Below are 13,422 nucleotides of genomic sequence, written 5' to 3' on the forward strand. Positions count from 1 at the left end.
TGAGCAGCCGAGCCGGTCGAATACGCTCGGCTCTCGTGACCACATCGAAGATCGTTCTTGTAACGGGTGCTGGGACCGGGTTGGGCCGCACCATGACCCATGCGCTGGCCGCGGCCGGACATCAGGTCGTGGCGGTCGGGCGCACGGCGGCCACCCTGGACGAGGTTGTCGCCTCGGCGCCCGGGCCGGGCAGCGTGGCGGCCGTGCCCGCCGATGTCACCGATCCGGCGGCGGTGGACACGGTGTTCGCGTACATCGTGCAGCGGTGGGGGCGGCTGGATGTGCTGATCAACAATGCCGGGATCTTCGGGCCCACGCTGCCGATCGACGAGGTGCCGGTGGCGGACTGGAAGCAGGTCGTCGACATCAACCTGACCGGGTCGTTCCTGTGCGCGCAGGCCGCATTCCGGATCATGCGGACACAGACGCCGCAGGGCGGGCGGATCATCAACAACGGGTCGATCTCCGCGCATACGCCGCGGCCCGACACCGTCGCCTACGCGGCCAGCAAGCACGGCATCACCGGGCTCACCAAGGCGCTGGCGCTGGAGGGGCGCGCGCACAATATCGCCGCGGGGCAGATCGATATCGGCAATGCCGCAACCGAACTCACCGCCGGAATCGCGGCGGGGTCGCTGCAGGCGGACGGGAGCATCCGTCCGGAGCCGACGATCGACGCCGCGCACGTGGCCCGGCTGGTGGTCCAGACCGTCGAACTGCCGCTCGAGGTGAACGTGCCGTTCCTGACCGTGATGGCGACGGGCATGCCCTACATCGGGCGCGGCTGACCACCGGCGACGCGTGGTATCACAAGGCGTGCAGCAGCATTCGGAGATCTGTCCGTGCGGAGCGGCCGCGCCGTGCGCACCCACCTGGTACGAGGCGCTCGCGGCCTACCGGCCGCTGTCACTGGCGTGCGCCACCGTGGACGCGGACCTGAACGGCCCTGCCGTGTAGCCGGATTCACCGGCTCAGGCTGGTCTCCTGCGTCATGCGCGAGAGCTTCTCCGGGTTGCGCACCGAGTAGAACCCGGTGATGAGACCGTTGTCGATGCGGATCGCCAGGACGGTGTCCACCTCGTCGTCGACCCGGAAGACCAGCGCCGGATGACCGTTGACCATGGCCGGCTCGATATCCATGCCCGCGGCGACGGTCTTCCAGCCCACGCTGAACAGCCGCGCCACGTGGTCCGCGCCCGTAATCGGCCGCGGCAGCGCCTGTTTGATGCCGCCGCCATCACCCAGCGCGACCACGTCGGGGGCCAGCAGATCGAGCAGCCCCTGCAGGTCGCCCGTATTGAGCGAGCGTTGGAAGGCTTCGAGCACATCGCGGGTCTCGGCCGCGGACACCGCCTCGCGCGGACGCCGCGACGCGACATGGGTGCGGGCGCGATGGGCGATCTGGCGCACCGCTACCGAGGTCTTGTCGACGGCCTCGGCGATCTCGTCGTAGGGCAGGTCGAACACCTCGCGCAGCACGAACACCGCCCGCTCGGTCGGCGTAAGCGTCTCGAGCACCAGCAGCATGGCCATCGAAACGCTCTCGGCCAGCTCGACATCCTCGGCCACATCGGGCGTGGTCAGCAGCGGCTCCGGCAGCCACTGACCGACATAGGATTCCTTGCGGCGGCCCAATGTGCGCAGCCGCACCAGCGCCTGGCGCGTCGTGATCCGCACCAGATAGGCGCGCTGATCCAGCACGGTGTCCAGGTCGACGCCGGTCCAGCGGAGCCAGGTCTCCTGCAGCACGTCCTCGGCGTCGGCCGCCGAGCCGAGCATCTCGTAGGCAACGGTGAACAGCAGATTCCGATGCGCGACGAACGCGTCGGTCGCGGCCGTGGTCCCGGTCATGTGTGGCTCCTGTCCTCACTCTCGACCCGTGTCAGTCCACAAGACACCGGGCGCGGGCGATCTGTGACACCGCGACCCTAATTGATCTTGGAATTGCCCGGTGAGCGGTCTCGGAACGCGTCACCCGGGTTCGCCGGAGGCTTCGATGGCCTGCTTCATCTCGGCGATGCCGTACTGCGTGCGAATGCGGACCTCGGGGGCGGCGGAATCGGGGAGGAGATCGGTGGTCCAGATCAGGCGCGCATGGTCGGCGTCGGCGCGGACTTCGAAGCAGGCGTGGTGATAGTCCAGCCGGGGGCGGGAGCCCTCGGCCACGGAGTAGGCCAGACGGCGGGTGTCGTCGTCGACGCTGACGATGAGTTCCCGGATGACGTGACCGTCGGGGAAGGTGAGGAACCGGTGGACACCTTCGATCCGGGTGCCGGCCACGCGTCCGGGGAGCAGGCGTTCGTGGACGGCGCCGATATCACGGATCACCTCCCAAACATGGTGCGGCGAGGCATTGATCGCGATCTCGTGGCGGATGGAGGCCATGGTCGGGTGGGTTCCTTTCGGCTACTGCATGGATGATTCTGCGGCGGTGGCAAACGCGCCGACGCGGGCGGTGTCGCGATTCGCGGGCCACCTCAGGCCCCACGTCACCGTGGGTGCCTCACGGTTGCCGTTGTGAGGGAGGTGCGTGCGATCGAACCGGCGTACTCGAACAAACGTTCTACTCGAGGTATCGTTCCGGGCCATGCCGGAACTCTCACGACGCGACTGGGCGACGATGAACCTCAAAGAGGTGCAGCGGCAATTGCTGAAGGCGGCGTCGTTCGGGAAGGTGTTGTCGCCGGAGCAGTTGGAGAATGCTGCGGGGAAGATCGGGGAGGGGTTGCGGATCTTTCTGGAGGAGATGGATAGGCCCAGTTAGCAGGGATGCGCTCGAGGATGCCGCCGGCGAAGACGTCGTAGAGGGGCAGCGTGTCGAGGTGGACGTAGCCGATGTGGCAGTCGCAGGCCGACAGCGGGCACGGGCGGGGGTGCAGCGCGGCGCGGTAGCTGCCGTCGTAGAGGTTGCCCAGTTCGGTGCGGACGAAATGGCAGCGGCGGACCGTGCCGTCGCCGTCGACCGAGATGACGGATTCGCCGGTGCGGCAGGGGAGTCCGGCGGCGGGATGAGGGTGTCGGCTGTAGGGGAACAGGGGGTCGAGGGCGGTCCACGCGGCGGCGTCCGAATCGGAGAGGGCGTGGCCCTCGGGGGCGTTGACCCACAGGTAGACGTGCGAGGGCAGGTCGGCGCGCAGGCGCCGCGCCTCGGGAAGATGCTCGGGGAAGCCGACGATGCCGACGCTGAAGCGGATACCGCGCCGGTCCAGGTCGGCGCATTTCGCGGCGAAGCGGTCGTAGGGGGTCTGGCCGGGGTGGTAGGTGCACCACAGGGCGACGGTGTCCGGATGGGCGTCGGCGAGCCAGTCGGTGCGGCAGCTGAGATTGGTCTGGATGGCGACTCGCGCGACATTCGGCAGCCGGGACAGTTCGACGAGCGCGCGCCGGTACCAGGAGCGGACCAGGCCCTCACCCCACGGCGTGAACAGGATCGACAACCGGTCACGGCGCTGATCGGCGACCCAGGCGGTGAAGCGTTCGAGCGCGGCCCGGTCGGCGCGCAGCTGCTCGCGACTGTCGCGGCGCTTGGCGAACGGGCAGTAGGGGCAGTCATAGTCGCAGGAGGACAGCGGGCCACGGTAGAGAATCGTGAGATCCATGTCGGCTCACCGGGGTTCGTAGGAGGCCATGGCGGCGTGCACCGCGGGCGAGAACAGTCGCGGGCCCAGGGCATCGGAGTAAGCCAGGCCCGCGGGCGTCAGGCGTAGTATCTCCGGGCCGGAATCGGGGTCCAGCCAACCCGATTCGGTGAACTCGGCGAGCTCGGCCGGGTAGTGGTCGGTGGGCTCGCCGCCGAATCGCGTCCGGTAGGCGGCCACCGCCATCCCCTCGGCCTGCAACAGCGATTGCAGCAGGTGACGGCGGCGGGCCTCGTCGCCGTCGATCCGGCGACCGACCTCGGCGCGCGTGAAATCGGTTGTCCGCGTATAGGCGTCGATGATGCCGCGGACCTCGCGGGTCTCCACCGCATAGTCGAACGAATAGTGCAGCCCCGACGTGTAGGACCGGGCACCGCAGCCCAGGCCGATCATTCCGTCTGTCTGGCAGGCGTAATCGTCCGGCCCGGCAGCCGGCGCGTCGATCCGCCGGAACATGCGCATCGACCGCTGCTCGTAGCCGTTTGCCAGTAGCCGGTCGCGGCCGGCCGCGTAGAGCCGCAGGCGCTGCTCGTCCCAGTCCGCGTCGGCGTCCGCGCCGAGCCGCCCGAGCCCGGTCAGCGGCCGGACATACAGCGGGTACAGGTACAGCTCCTCGGGCCGCCAGGCCAGCGCCGCGTCCAGCGAGGTCTGCCAGGTCGCCTCGGTCTGCCCCTCGATGCCGTAGATCAGATCGATGTTCAGCACCGGAATCCGCGCCGCCCGAATCGCTTCCAGGGCCGCCTCGACCTCACCGCGCCGCTGCGGCCGCACCGCGGCCCGCGCCTCGGCGTCGACGAAACTCTGCACGCCGATGCTCACCCGGGTCGCGCCGCGCTGGGCCAGCACGGCCAGCCGGTCCGGGGTCGCGGTTCCGGGTGAGGTCTCCACCGAGAGCGGAATCGCCGGCAGCTCCGCGCCCATCACCGATTCCATGATGTCGCACAGCCGTTCCAGCTCACCGGCGGTCAGGAACGTCGGTGTCCCGCCGCCGAAGGCCGCGGCCGCGAATCGCACGGGTTCGTCGCCCAGCGCGGCCCGCGCCGCCCCGGCCTGCCGCTCCAGTGCGTCGAGATACCGCGTGGTCAGATCCTCCGGCGCGCCCACCCGCGTGAACAGATTGCAGAAGCCACACCGGTATTCGCAGAACGGAATGTGCGCGTACAGCGACAACGCGTCCTTCGGTTCCGACGCCCACAGCTCGCTCAGAAGCGGTCGATCCGCACCGAGCGGCCGGTACGCCGTCTTGTGCGGATATCCGTAGACGTAGCTCTGATACGGCCGCGGCCTGGTGGCAATCGGGGTCATGCGGATCTCTCCAGGAAGAACTGAGCGTAGGGCACCGTCCACACCGCCTCGTGGCCGAGCCGATGCCCGGTGAAACCGCCGTCCCCGTAAGCGGTTCCGTGATCGGAGCACACGATGGCGAAACAGCGGCGACGGCCGGCGGCCGCGGCGAACAGGCGGCCGATGTGCCGGTCCACGTATTCCAGTGCGGCGGCGTGGGTCTCACGCGAGTCGCCCGCCTCCCGCGTCGCGCCCGGGAGATGGAACCAGTTGGGCTGGTGCAGCGCCGACACATTCACGAACAGGAACAGCCGCCGCTCGGCGGGCAGTGCCGCGATCACCTCCTCGGCGCGGGCGATCTGCGCTTCGAATGAGGTCGGCGAGGCCACCGAGAAGTCGCTGTCCCAGTGACTCTCCGCGAACAGCTCGGGCAGCACCGAACCCATCGGCCCACGCTTGTTGAAGAACCCGACACCGCCGATGCACACTGTGTGATATCCGCGCCCGGCCAGCGCCGACACGAAATCCGGTGTGTCATAGACGAAGGTGCGTCCGGCCGTGGTCTCGCTGCCCTCGAATCGCGCGGCGAACAGCCGCGGATGTGGGCCCGGCGTCGCCGGCGTGGGCAGGAATCCGGCGAAGATGGCCTGATGCGAGGCGTAGGTGAAACTGCCCGGTGCATGCCGTTTCTCCCAGCGGCCGCCCGGCAGATGCCGGGCCAGGTTCGGCAGCCGTCCGGCGGCGGCCAGTTCGGCCGCCACATCGAACCGCAGCGTGTCGAGGGTGACCAGCAGCAGGTCGTCGCGGCCGATCACCTCGTTCATATCCGGGTCCGGCGCACAGGTTTTCACGCTCGGATGCTCAGGCGATGACATGCTGCTCGCTTCCGATCCGGCACAGGATCGTGGCCACCTGCGTGTCGTAGGTGTCGGCCTGCTCGGCACCGCTCCCGTCGAGGCCGCGCAGCCGGGGCAGCAGGTCGCCGAAGGCATTGACCTCGCCGACCGCGAAGCGCCGCCAGCCGGTGGCGGGCAGCAGATCCACACCCACCCGGGAAAATCCCGGGAAGCAGGCGGCGGCGCGCTCACAGATGGCCAGCGCGTCGTCCCAGCTGGCGCCCGCGGCGGTGATGGCGGCACGGGCCTCGACCAGATCGCCTCGCGCGCCGCCCAAATGGAGATTGGTCATGGGGGAGGCGCTGGTGCGCAGCACCGCGTGGGTGGCCCGCCCGCCCACGACCACCACGCGCAGGTCTGCGCTCCGGCCGCGCTGGGAGGCCTTGGGCAGCCAGCGTTCGATGTGCAGACCGTCCGGCGCCAGGGCGTCGACGATGGCCGCGATCTCGGATTCGGTGGTGTACCGGCGGACCCGCAGCGAATTGAACAGCCGCCCATCCGGATCGCGCAGCACCGAGGTGGTCGCCTGGAGCCGGCCGCCACCGGCGGTCTCGACGGCCAGCACCCCCGAGGCCGACGAGCCGTGCGCGAGCTTGACGAATACCCGCGGCAGCCGGTGCGCGGTCATGAGTTCCCGGACATCGTCCCAGCCGCGCACTCGCGTCACGGTCCCCGACGTCGGTGAGAACGGCACGGGCACACCGGCTTCCCGCAGCACGGCATGGCAGCGGCGCTTGTCGAACAGCACCGCCAGCTCGTCCGGGTCGTCGAGCAGCCGTGCGCCGCTGGCGTGTGCCCGCGCACCGGCCGTCCGCGCGGCCGCGATGAATCGTTCGTACCAGACGGCCGTGCCCTCGACCCGCGTCGCATCCTCGACATCCCGCAGCCGCCGCTCGACCTCGGGATCCTCACCCGGCGAGTCCAGCCGCACCAGCTCGCCCGCACCGAATTCGGCGCGCCCGCACAGCACATCCAGCCACGGCACCACCCGCGCCTCGGCGATCCCGGCCCGCCGCACCGCGTCCTGGAACATGGTCACGCGCCGGTTGCCCGGATTGCCCACCACGGCAAGGCGCGTCGCCCCCGCACCGGTCATTCCGCCACGGCCGTGTAGCGGCGATCGGCCGGATTCTCTTCGTCGTTCTCGACCTCCGCCTCCGACAGATCCACCGTGACACCCGGCAGCGCCGCGATCAGTCGCGCCCGCAGGGAGGCACTGATGAAGTGGTGGTGCAGATCGAGGGTGTGCAGATGGGTGAGCGGCTGTCCGTGCAGCAGTGCCGTCGCGCCCTCGTCGCCGAGTGTGCCCAGCGACAGGTCCAGGGTCCGCAGGCGCGCCACCACGGGGGCACCGGCCGCCGCGGCGGCGACCTCGTCCTGAATCTCGCTGTTGCGCAGGCCCAGTGAGGTCAGGTTCGGCAACCGGTCCCCGGACAGCAGCGGGGCCAGATCGGCGACGGTGGCGTCGCCGCCGTAACTGGATACGCCCAGCCACAATTCGAGGTGCTCGAGCGCGGGCAGCGAGCTCGCGCCGATCCCGCGCACCACGTCCCCACCCAGGCCGCCGGTCTCCACGACCAGCGTGCGGAGTGCCGCGTGCTGGGTCGGCGGGAATGCCAGGTGCTCGCCGCCGCGGATCCGAAGCTCCTCGAGCGCGGGGAAATTGGCCAGCAGCGGCGTGACATCCGACTGCTGAATCCAGGAGATCTCCGCCTCCTCGTAGGTGATCTCGCCGATGAAGACCGCGCGCAGCGCCGGGAACCGCTCCCGCACCCGGATGAGCTCGTCGATCACCAGATCGGAGTTGTGGTCGTATACCTCGCCCCACTGCCCGATCACCAGCGCCCGCACCCGGGCGGTGTCCACCGCCGCGAGGAAGCGCGCGAAGGCCGCCGGCCACTCCTCCGGCGAATCGCCGTAGGGATCGACGGCGATTCGCCATGCGGCCGCGTCCGGCGCGGGTAGCGCGACTTCCGCCGCGTCCCCGGGGAACTCGACAATGGGAAGGCCGTGGAATTCCTGCAGATGGGTGGAAATGGTCATATGACGGGCTCCGTACGCCAGGGCTGTGATCTGTCCGTGCTGCCCGCCAGTTCTACCAAGACCGCCCGACAGGTCACCGGCGCGGGGGCGCGGGAGAGTGCCCTCGGCGCGCCGATCATTCGGCGACAGCGGCGTAGCGATGGCGCGGGCGTCCGGCGGCCATCGCGAACTGTCGTACCCCATCGCTAGTTTCGAGAGCGAGCCGGACGCACGGGGCGCCGGTGCTCACGGGGAGGACCTCATGTTCCGTCAGGGAGATGTGCTGATCATGCCGATCGCCGAGTCGGAGCTGCCGGCGCACGCGGTCGAGGTGCCGGCAGAACCGCGGGATGCGCGCGGGCGCATGGTGCTCGCGCTGGGGGAGGTGACCGGGCATGCGCACGCGGTGGCCGCGCCCGGGCGGCTCCTGCGCTCCGGTGCCCAGCTACTGATGTTCCTGCCCGAGGGCGGGCGCGTGGTGCACGAGGAACACGCGCCGATTCCCCTGCCCAAGGGCTGGTTCCGCGTCATCCGCCAACGGGAGTACTTCCCCGGCGCAGTCCGCATCGTCGCCGACTGAGCCTGCCCGGTGCCGATCCGCCTGATAACCAAGGGATTTCATATGCAGCTTCTGGACGAGTGGCGCGCGGTCGCGGTCGCCACCGGACCCGCCGATCGCGCCGCCGCCGAGGAGGCAGCGCGGCGTGCCTATACCAGCGCCGGTCTGGCCGCTCCGAGCCGGTATGTCTGGGTGGCTTCACCTTTGGCGGCCGTCGCCGCTATCCGCGCACTGGACGACCCCGGTCGCAGCGTTCGCGACGAGGTGCGTACCCGGCCCTGGGCGGCTGAACGCGGCCGTGTGCACGACCAGCTCGGCCCCGCAGGCTGGTCGGAACTGTGGAATGCCACCGGCGCTCGCCTGTGGGACGCCACCCGCACCCTCACCGAGCGCATCCGCCTCGGCGTCGTGGATGCCGCGGTCGCGGTCGATCCCGCCGACCGGAAGGCACGCGCCAAGGCCGAGCGCGACATCCAGGCCGTCTTCCTCGATGCCGTCCTCGGCCAGCACGACGCCGCCTGGCTGTCCGCCTTCCCCGACAGCGAACGCCTCGCCGGCCTGGCGGGGGTCGCCCGCACTGCGGGCTGGTGGTGGCCCTTCGAGCACGTCATCGTCTTCTGCGAGCGCCCCGACCGCCTGGAACGCGACGAGGCCGGCCGCCTGCACGCCCAGGACGGCCCCGCCCTGATCTACCCCGACGGTTTCGCCCTGCACGCCTGGCGCGGGATGCCGGTCCCCGCTTCGCTCTTCGACGATCTGACCTCCCTCACCGCCGCTCGCATCCGCACCGAGGAGAACGCCGAACTCCGCCGCGTCATGCTCGAATTCTTCGGCTACGACCGTTATCTCGCCGAATCCGGCGCCCAGCCGGTCCACCGCGACGAGACCGGCATCCTCTGGCGCATCCAACTCCCCGACGACGAGGACGTCGTCATGGTCGAGGTCGTCAACTCCACCCCCGAACCCGACGGCACCCACCGCACCTACTGGCTACGCGTCCCACCCACCACCCGCACCGCGAAAGAGGGCGTCGCCTGGACCTTCACCCTCGACGCCGACACCTACGCCCCCGTCCGCCAGACCTAGTCCGCGACAGCCCGCTCGCCGCGGTGATCGTGGAAGGGACTGTGGCCCTGGCCGAAACCGGGCCGGGCGCTCTGTCAGTCGGCGGCCGAGGGCGAGCTGATCGGAGTGTGGTCGAGGTCGGCGACGAGGTCCAGGGCCTGGGCGAGGTTGGACAGCTTGGTGTCGAGGGTGTCGCCCGCGGGGTAGAGGCGGACGGTGTCGACGCCGACGTCGCTCCACGTCCGGAGCCGGCGCCGCACCATGTCCGGGGTGCCGATCAAGGTGGTGGCGAGGACCATGTCGTCGGTGACCAGCGCGGTTGCTCCCGCGCGGTCGCCGGCCTGCCAGCGCTGCCGGATCTCGCCGGTGACGTCGGACCAGCCCTGGCGGGCGTAGGCGGCGTTGTAGAAGTTGGTCTTCTCGCTGCCCATACCGCCGATGCTGAAGGCCAGCTCCAGTTTTCGGCCGGCGACGTAGCGGGTGACAGCCTCCTCGTCGTCGAAGAATGCGACCTCTGCGCCCTGGCAGACATCGATGTCGGCACGGGTGCGGCCCGCGGCGGCGAGGCCGGCGTCGAGGTGGTCGAAGTAGGCGTGGGAGCCCTCGGGGACGAAGCTGGTGCCCAGCCAGCCGTCGGCCACCCGGCCGGTGAGCTCGAGCATCCCGGGGGACATGCTGGCGATGTAGATCGGGATGCCGGTGTTGGCGGGTATCGACAGCCGCATCGGTTTGCTGTTGCCGTCCAAGGGGATTCGGATCGTGTCGCCCTGGTAGGAGACCTTCTCGCCGGCCGTGGCCTGCTTGATGACGTCGATGGTCTCGCGCATGCGGGTGAGGGCGCGGGCGAACGGGACGCCGTGCAGCCCTTCCATGACCTGCGGGCCGGAGGAGCCCAGGCCGAGCAGGAAGCGGCCCTGGGAGAGTTCGGCCAGGGTGAGGGCGGCCTGGGCGATGGCCACCGGTGACCGGGTGCCGACCTGGATGATGCCGGAGCCCAGCAGGATTCGATCGGTGCGGGCGGCCAGGTAGCCCAGGACCGACGGCGCGTCCGAGCCCCAGGCCTCGGCGACCCAGCAGATATCCAGGCCCATGGTCTCGGCCTCCCGGACGAAGTCGATGACCTGCTGGGCGTCGCGGGAGAATTCGACGGTGGTGGCGGTGCGCATCAGCGGGTCCCCTCCTCGGCGCGGCGCTTGATGTCGGCGACCACGGCCTGCATGGCGGCCTCGAATTCCCGCATGCGGACGAACACGATCTTCTCCTCTTTCTCGGGCATGGCCTCGATGGCGATGCTCAGCCCGGACCGGCCGGGGCCCATCCGGACCCACTGCCGCAGAGTCGTGCCGCCGGCCGCGGACTCGACGGTGAAACGCCACGTGGCCGAGGGGTTCTCGGGATCACTCACCGCCCAGGCGAAGGCGCGCGGCGGATTCCATTCCACGACATGGGAAGTCGTAGACCATTCGCCCAGCGCCTCGTGCCGGCTGGTGCCCACGAAGGTGCTGCCCACGCCGGGCGGGGTGTCCGGCCGCACCCAGTGCGCCGATTGCAGTTCCGCGCTCATCTCCGGCATCAGCGCGATGTCCGATACCAGCGCCCACACCGCCTCGGGCGTCGCGTCGATCCAGATCTCGGCCTGCGCCGTCGGTCCATCGGCATACTTCGCGCCGGTCCACTCCATGCGTCACCTCGCTGTGAAACTGCTACTGGCTCGATGGTTGCATAAATAGATGATGCAGGTCAACGCATGATTTCCGGGCACTACCCGGAATTGGGACAGTGACTACTCGGTTTCCTGCCGCGCGAACCGCGCCTGGATTTCCGGCCGCTCGCGCAGCCGCTCGGGATAGCCGGGGCCCATGCGCAGCCGAGACTCCTCGATCGGCACCGGTTGATCGCAGTGCTCGCACACCACCTTGAGTTGAGTGTCGTGCCCGCACGCGGCGTGGTTCAGGATCACCGGGGGCCCGTCCGCGTCGGCCAGCCAGCGGTCGCCCCACCGCGACATCACCAGCAGCACATCCCAGAAGTCGCGGCCCTTCTCGGTCAGCACGTACTCGTACCAGGTGGGTTCGGTGTGGTACGGCCGCTTTTCGAGCAGCCCCTCCTCGACCAGCCGCTTGAGCCGATCGCTGAGGGTATTGCGGGCGATCCCCAATTCCTGCTGGAACTCGTCGAATCGCCGCACCCCGTAGAAGGCTTCACGCAGCACCAGCGGCGTCCACCAGTCGCCGAGCAGATCCATGGTCCGGGCGACCGAGCAGGGCCACCGCGCGAACGACGTACGCTTCATTCCCCGAGGATACTGGTCTCACCATAGGACCATGCAGATGACAGCGATGCCATCAGGCGATTACAGCTGGCACGCCAGAGCGGCCGTGCCGGTGCCGTGAACGAATTCGCGATCGCCGTAACGGAGTTGGCCGTCGTTCCAGTCACCGCCGAGTCCGGTCACGAAATTCCGCACCAGATCCTGATCGGCGCGGTCGGCCACCAGCACCAGATCGCCCGATTCGGTGACCGATCCGCCGCCGAGCCGGTCACGCACCTGTGGATCCGCGACCAGGGCATCGCGGAAGCGGGTGCGGTCGATGCCCGGGACGGTGACGGTGAAGCCATTGGCGCGGACGTCGTCGCCGGGCAGGTACTCGAAGGTCAGCACCGATTCCTGGTTGTAGCGCACCCGCAGGTCGTCGGCGACCCAGCACAGATTCTTGAAATCGGTACAGGCCAGCTGGAATTGGCGGGACCGCTCGTAGGTGGCCGCCCCCGTGTCCGAGGACCAGAACACCCCGTCGAGCAGTTCCGAGCCGACGGGCAGCGCGAGTTCGGTGAGCGCGGTCGCGTCCACCTCCAGCTCGAACTGCGACAACCGGTCGCTCAGCCGGAGGTCGGCCGGGTCGGTGATGGTGGCGGTATTGGTGGCGGCGAACAGCTCGGAGGTGGGCTGGGTGGGATTCCCCGGAACGCACGACGCCGGTCCGTATGCCCGCGCGGGCACCGCGGCCGGACCTGTTGCGACAGCCCCGGCGCCGGTGATCACGAGGATGGCGGCCATGGTGGCGGTGATGCGGGCGGTGGTCATAGCTTTCGAGTCTGACCGGCGTCGGGGCCGGGCGGGAGCGAGATGACCGAATTCGGGTGGTCAGATCCAGGCCGGGGCGGGTGGCACGGTGTCGGCGCCCGCGGCGGTGAGGCCGGTTGCGGCGGCGGGAATCCGGCCGCTGAGCCAGCCGAGCAGGTCGGCCTGCGTCCCCGTGATGCCGATCGGCGCCGCGTGCCCGGCGCCTTTCAGCTCCCGGCGGAAGTCGCTGTCGGTGGCTCGCAGCCGCAGGGCCGGGCCGTCGGGCGTTCGGCCGGAGAGCGCGTCGGCGATATCGTCGAGAATCCAGCGCGCCGCGGAGTCGGGAATGTCGGAGAACGAATATCCGGCATTCAAGTCGGCGTGGTGAATCTCCAATTCCCGCAACCGCATCGGCACCAGCGTCTCCGGCGTCCGCAATTCCCCGGTGCGCGGCCGGACGGTCCGCTCCCACGCCTCGGGTGGCAGCAGCCGCACCGCGTCGGCGAAACGCTGCGCGCCGGTGGCCACATCGGCCAGTTGTTCGGCCACCGCTCGCGCGGCGCCCGCCTCGATCTCGGCGGCCCGCGCCGCCATGCTCGCGTACTGCGGGGTCTCCACGCCGGTGCGGGCCCAGGTCAGCAGCCGCACCAGGCTGTCCCCGGCCCGGCAGACGTGCGCGATGACATGGCCGCGGGTCCACGGCGGGATCAGCGAGTCGCCGCCGATCCGGTCGTCGGTGAGCGTGTCGACCGTCGCGAGGAACCGCCGCGTGGACTCCTCGATCGGTTCCAGCCAGCCCGTGCCTGCCACCACCTGCTTCCTTCCTGTCGCCGATCGTCGTCAGGGCCACCCTAGGGCGGGTTCCATGGCGAATGGCACTGGCGCGCAAAGATA

16 protein-coding genes and 1 pseudogene are annotated in these 13,422 nt (G+C 69.9%); 5 read left to right on the forward strand and 12 right to left on the reverse strand.

Annotation, left to right across the window (positions count from 1 at the left end; all coding sequences use genetic code 11):
- The first annotated feature begins 35 nt into the window (after nucleotides 1–35).
- A complete protein-coding gene (locus ACIRRA_RS08905) occupies nucleotides 36–788 on the forward strand; it encodes an SDR family oxidoreductase (protein WP_402765094.1) in 753 nt (250 codons plus the stop codon).
- A gap of 28 nt (nucleotides 789–816) precedes the next feature.
- Entirely contained in the window at nucleotides 817–957 is a 141-nt protein-coding gene (locus ACIRRA_RS08910; protein WP_402765096.1) for a hypothetical protein, read from the forward strand.
- Nucleotides 958–963: 6 nt separating this feature from the next.
- On the opposite strand, the gene ACIRRA_RS08915 is transcribed toward ACIRRA_RS08910, so the two are convergent.
- On the reverse strand, nucleotides 964–1,851 hold the full coding sequence (locus tag ACIRRA_RS08915) for an RNA polymerase sigma-70 factor (RefSeq protein WP_402765099.1): 888 nt from the start codon (nucleotides 1,849–1,851) through the stop codon (nucleotides 964–966).
- Nucleotides 1,852–1,971: 120 nt separating this feature from the next.
- Nucleotides 1,972–2,385: an SRPBCC family protein gene (locus ACIRRA_RS08920; protein ID WP_402765101.1), complete on the reverse strand. Its 414-nt coding sequence runs from the start codon at nucleotides 2,383–2,385 to the stop codon at nucleotides 1,972–1,974.
- 235 nt (nucleotides 2,386–2,620) lie between these two features.
- On the opposite strand from ACIRRA_RS08920, the gene ACIRRA_RS08925 reads away from it, so the two are divergent.
- Nucleotides 2,621–2,764 (forward strand): DUF6374 family protein, encoded by a 144-nt coding sequence (locus tag ACIRRA_RS08925; protein WP_402765907.1) that lies wholly within the window; start codon nucleotides 2,621–2,623, stop codon nucleotides 2,762–2,764.
- Between the two features lie 13 nt (nucleotides 2,765–2,777).
- Here ACIRRA_RS08925 and ACIRRA_RS08930 read toward each other — a convergent pair.
- The 5 genes and pseudogenes from ACIRRA_RS08930 to ACIRRA_RS08950 form a co-directional block, all read right to left on the reverse strand.
- Nucleotides 2,778–3,599 (reverse strand): annotated as a pseudogene (locus ACIRRA_RS08930) (STM4011 family radical SAM protein); the annotation flags it as partial.
- A gap of 6 nt (nucleotides 3,600–3,605) precedes the next feature.
- Complete coding sequence (locus ACIRRA_RS08935; RefSeq protein ID WP_402765104.1) at nucleotides 3,606–4,943, reverse strand: STM4012 family radical SAM protein; 1,338 nt, start codon at nucleotides 4,941–4,943, stop codon at nucleotides 3,606–3,608.
- Nucleotides 4,940–5,773 carry an STM4013/SEN3800 family hydrolase gene (locus tag ACIRRA_RS08940; protein WP_402765106.1) on the reverse strand — a complete coding sequence of 278 codons (834 nt, stop codon included), beginning with the start codon at nucleotides 5,771–5,773 and terminating at the stop codon, nucleotides 4,940–4,942. Before ACIRRA_RS08940 ends, ACIRRA_RS08935 begins: the two co-directional genes overlap by 4 nt.
- A 10-nt stretch (nucleotides 5,774–5,783) precedes the next feature.
- On the reverse strand, nucleotides 5,784–6,914 hold the full coding sequence (locus ACIRRA_RS08945) for an STM4014 family protein (protein ID WP_402765109.1): 1,131 nt from the start codon (nucleotides 6,912–6,914) through the stop codon (nucleotides 5,784–5,786).
- Nucleotides 6,911–7,861, reverse strand: coding sequence for an STM4015 family protein (locus ACIRRA_RS08950; protein ID WP_402765111.1), 951 nt, complete (start codon nucleotides 7,859–7,861; stop codon nucleotides 6,911–6,913). Before ACIRRA_RS08950 ends, ACIRRA_RS08945 begins: the two co-directional genes overlap by 4 nt.
- Before the next feature lie 241 nt (nucleotides 7,862–8,102).
- On the opposite strand from ACIRRA_RS08950, the gene ACIRRA_RS08955 reads away from it, so the two are divergent.
- Nucleotides 8,103–8,420 carry a hypothetical protein gene (locus tag ACIRRA_RS08955; RefSeq protein ID WP_402765113.1) on the forward strand — a complete coding sequence of 106 codons (318 nt, stop codon included), beginning with the start codon at nucleotides 8,103–8,105 and terminating at the stop codon, nucleotides 8,418–8,420.
- Nucleotides 8,421–8,462: 42 nt separating this feature from the next.
- The gene (locus ACIRRA_RS08960; RefSeq protein ID WP_402765115.1) at nucleotides 8,463–9,485 is read left to right on the forward strand and encodes a DUF6745 domain-containing protein; all 1,023 of its coding nucleotides are present in this window, start codon (nucleotides 8,463–8,465) and stop codon (nucleotides 9,483–9,485) included.
- Between the two features lie 74 nt (nucleotides 9,486–9,559).
- On the opposite strand, the gene ACIRRA_RS08965 is transcribed toward ACIRRA_RS08960, so the two are convergent.
- The 5 genes from ACIRRA_RS08965 to ACIRRA_RS08985 form a co-directional block, all read right to left on the reverse strand.
- A complete protein-coding gene (locus ACIRRA_RS08965) occupies nucleotides 9,560–10,630 on the reverse strand; it encodes an LLM class flavin-dependent oxidoreductase (protein ID WP_402765118.1) in 1,071 nt (356 codons plus the stop codon).
- Nucleotides 10,630–11,145 (reverse strand): SRPBCC family protein, encoded by a 516-nt coding sequence (locus tag ACIRRA_RS08970; RefSeq protein WP_402765121.1) that lies wholly within the window; start codon nucleotides 11,143–11,145, stop codon nucleotides 10,630–10,632. The genes ACIRRA_RS08965 and ACIRRA_RS08970 overlap by 1 nt, the downstream gene beginning before the upstream one ends.
- A gap of 102 nt (nucleotides 11,146–11,247) precedes the next feature.
- Nucleotides 11,248–11,757: a winged helix-turn-helix transcriptional regulator gene (locus ACIRRA_RS08975; RefSeq protein WP_402765124.1), complete on the reverse strand. Its 510-nt coding sequence runs from the start codon at nucleotides 11,755–11,757 to the stop codon at nucleotides 11,248–11,250.
- Nucleotides 11,758–11,817: 60 nt separating this feature from the next.
- Nucleotides 11,818–12,549, reverse strand: a complete 732-nt coding sequence (locus ACIRRA_RS08980) for a hypothetical protein (protein WP_402765126.1) — start codon at nucleotides 12,547–12,549, stop codon at nucleotides 11,818–11,820.
- A gap of 60 nt (nucleotides 12,550–12,609) precedes the next feature.
- A complete protein-coding gene (locus ACIRRA_RS08985) occupies nucleotides 12,610–13,338 on the reverse strand; it encodes a maleylpyruvate isomerase family mycothiol-dependent enzyme (protein ID WP_402765128.1) in 729 nt (242 codons plus the stop codon).
- Between the last annotated feature and the right edge of the window lie 84 nt (nucleotides 13,339–13,422).

This window comes from Nocardia sp. NPDC101769, assembly GCF_044766925.1.
In the GTDB taxonomy this organism is placed as follows: Bacteria; Actinomycetota; Actinomycetes; order Mycobacteriales; family Mycobacteriaceae; genus Nocardia.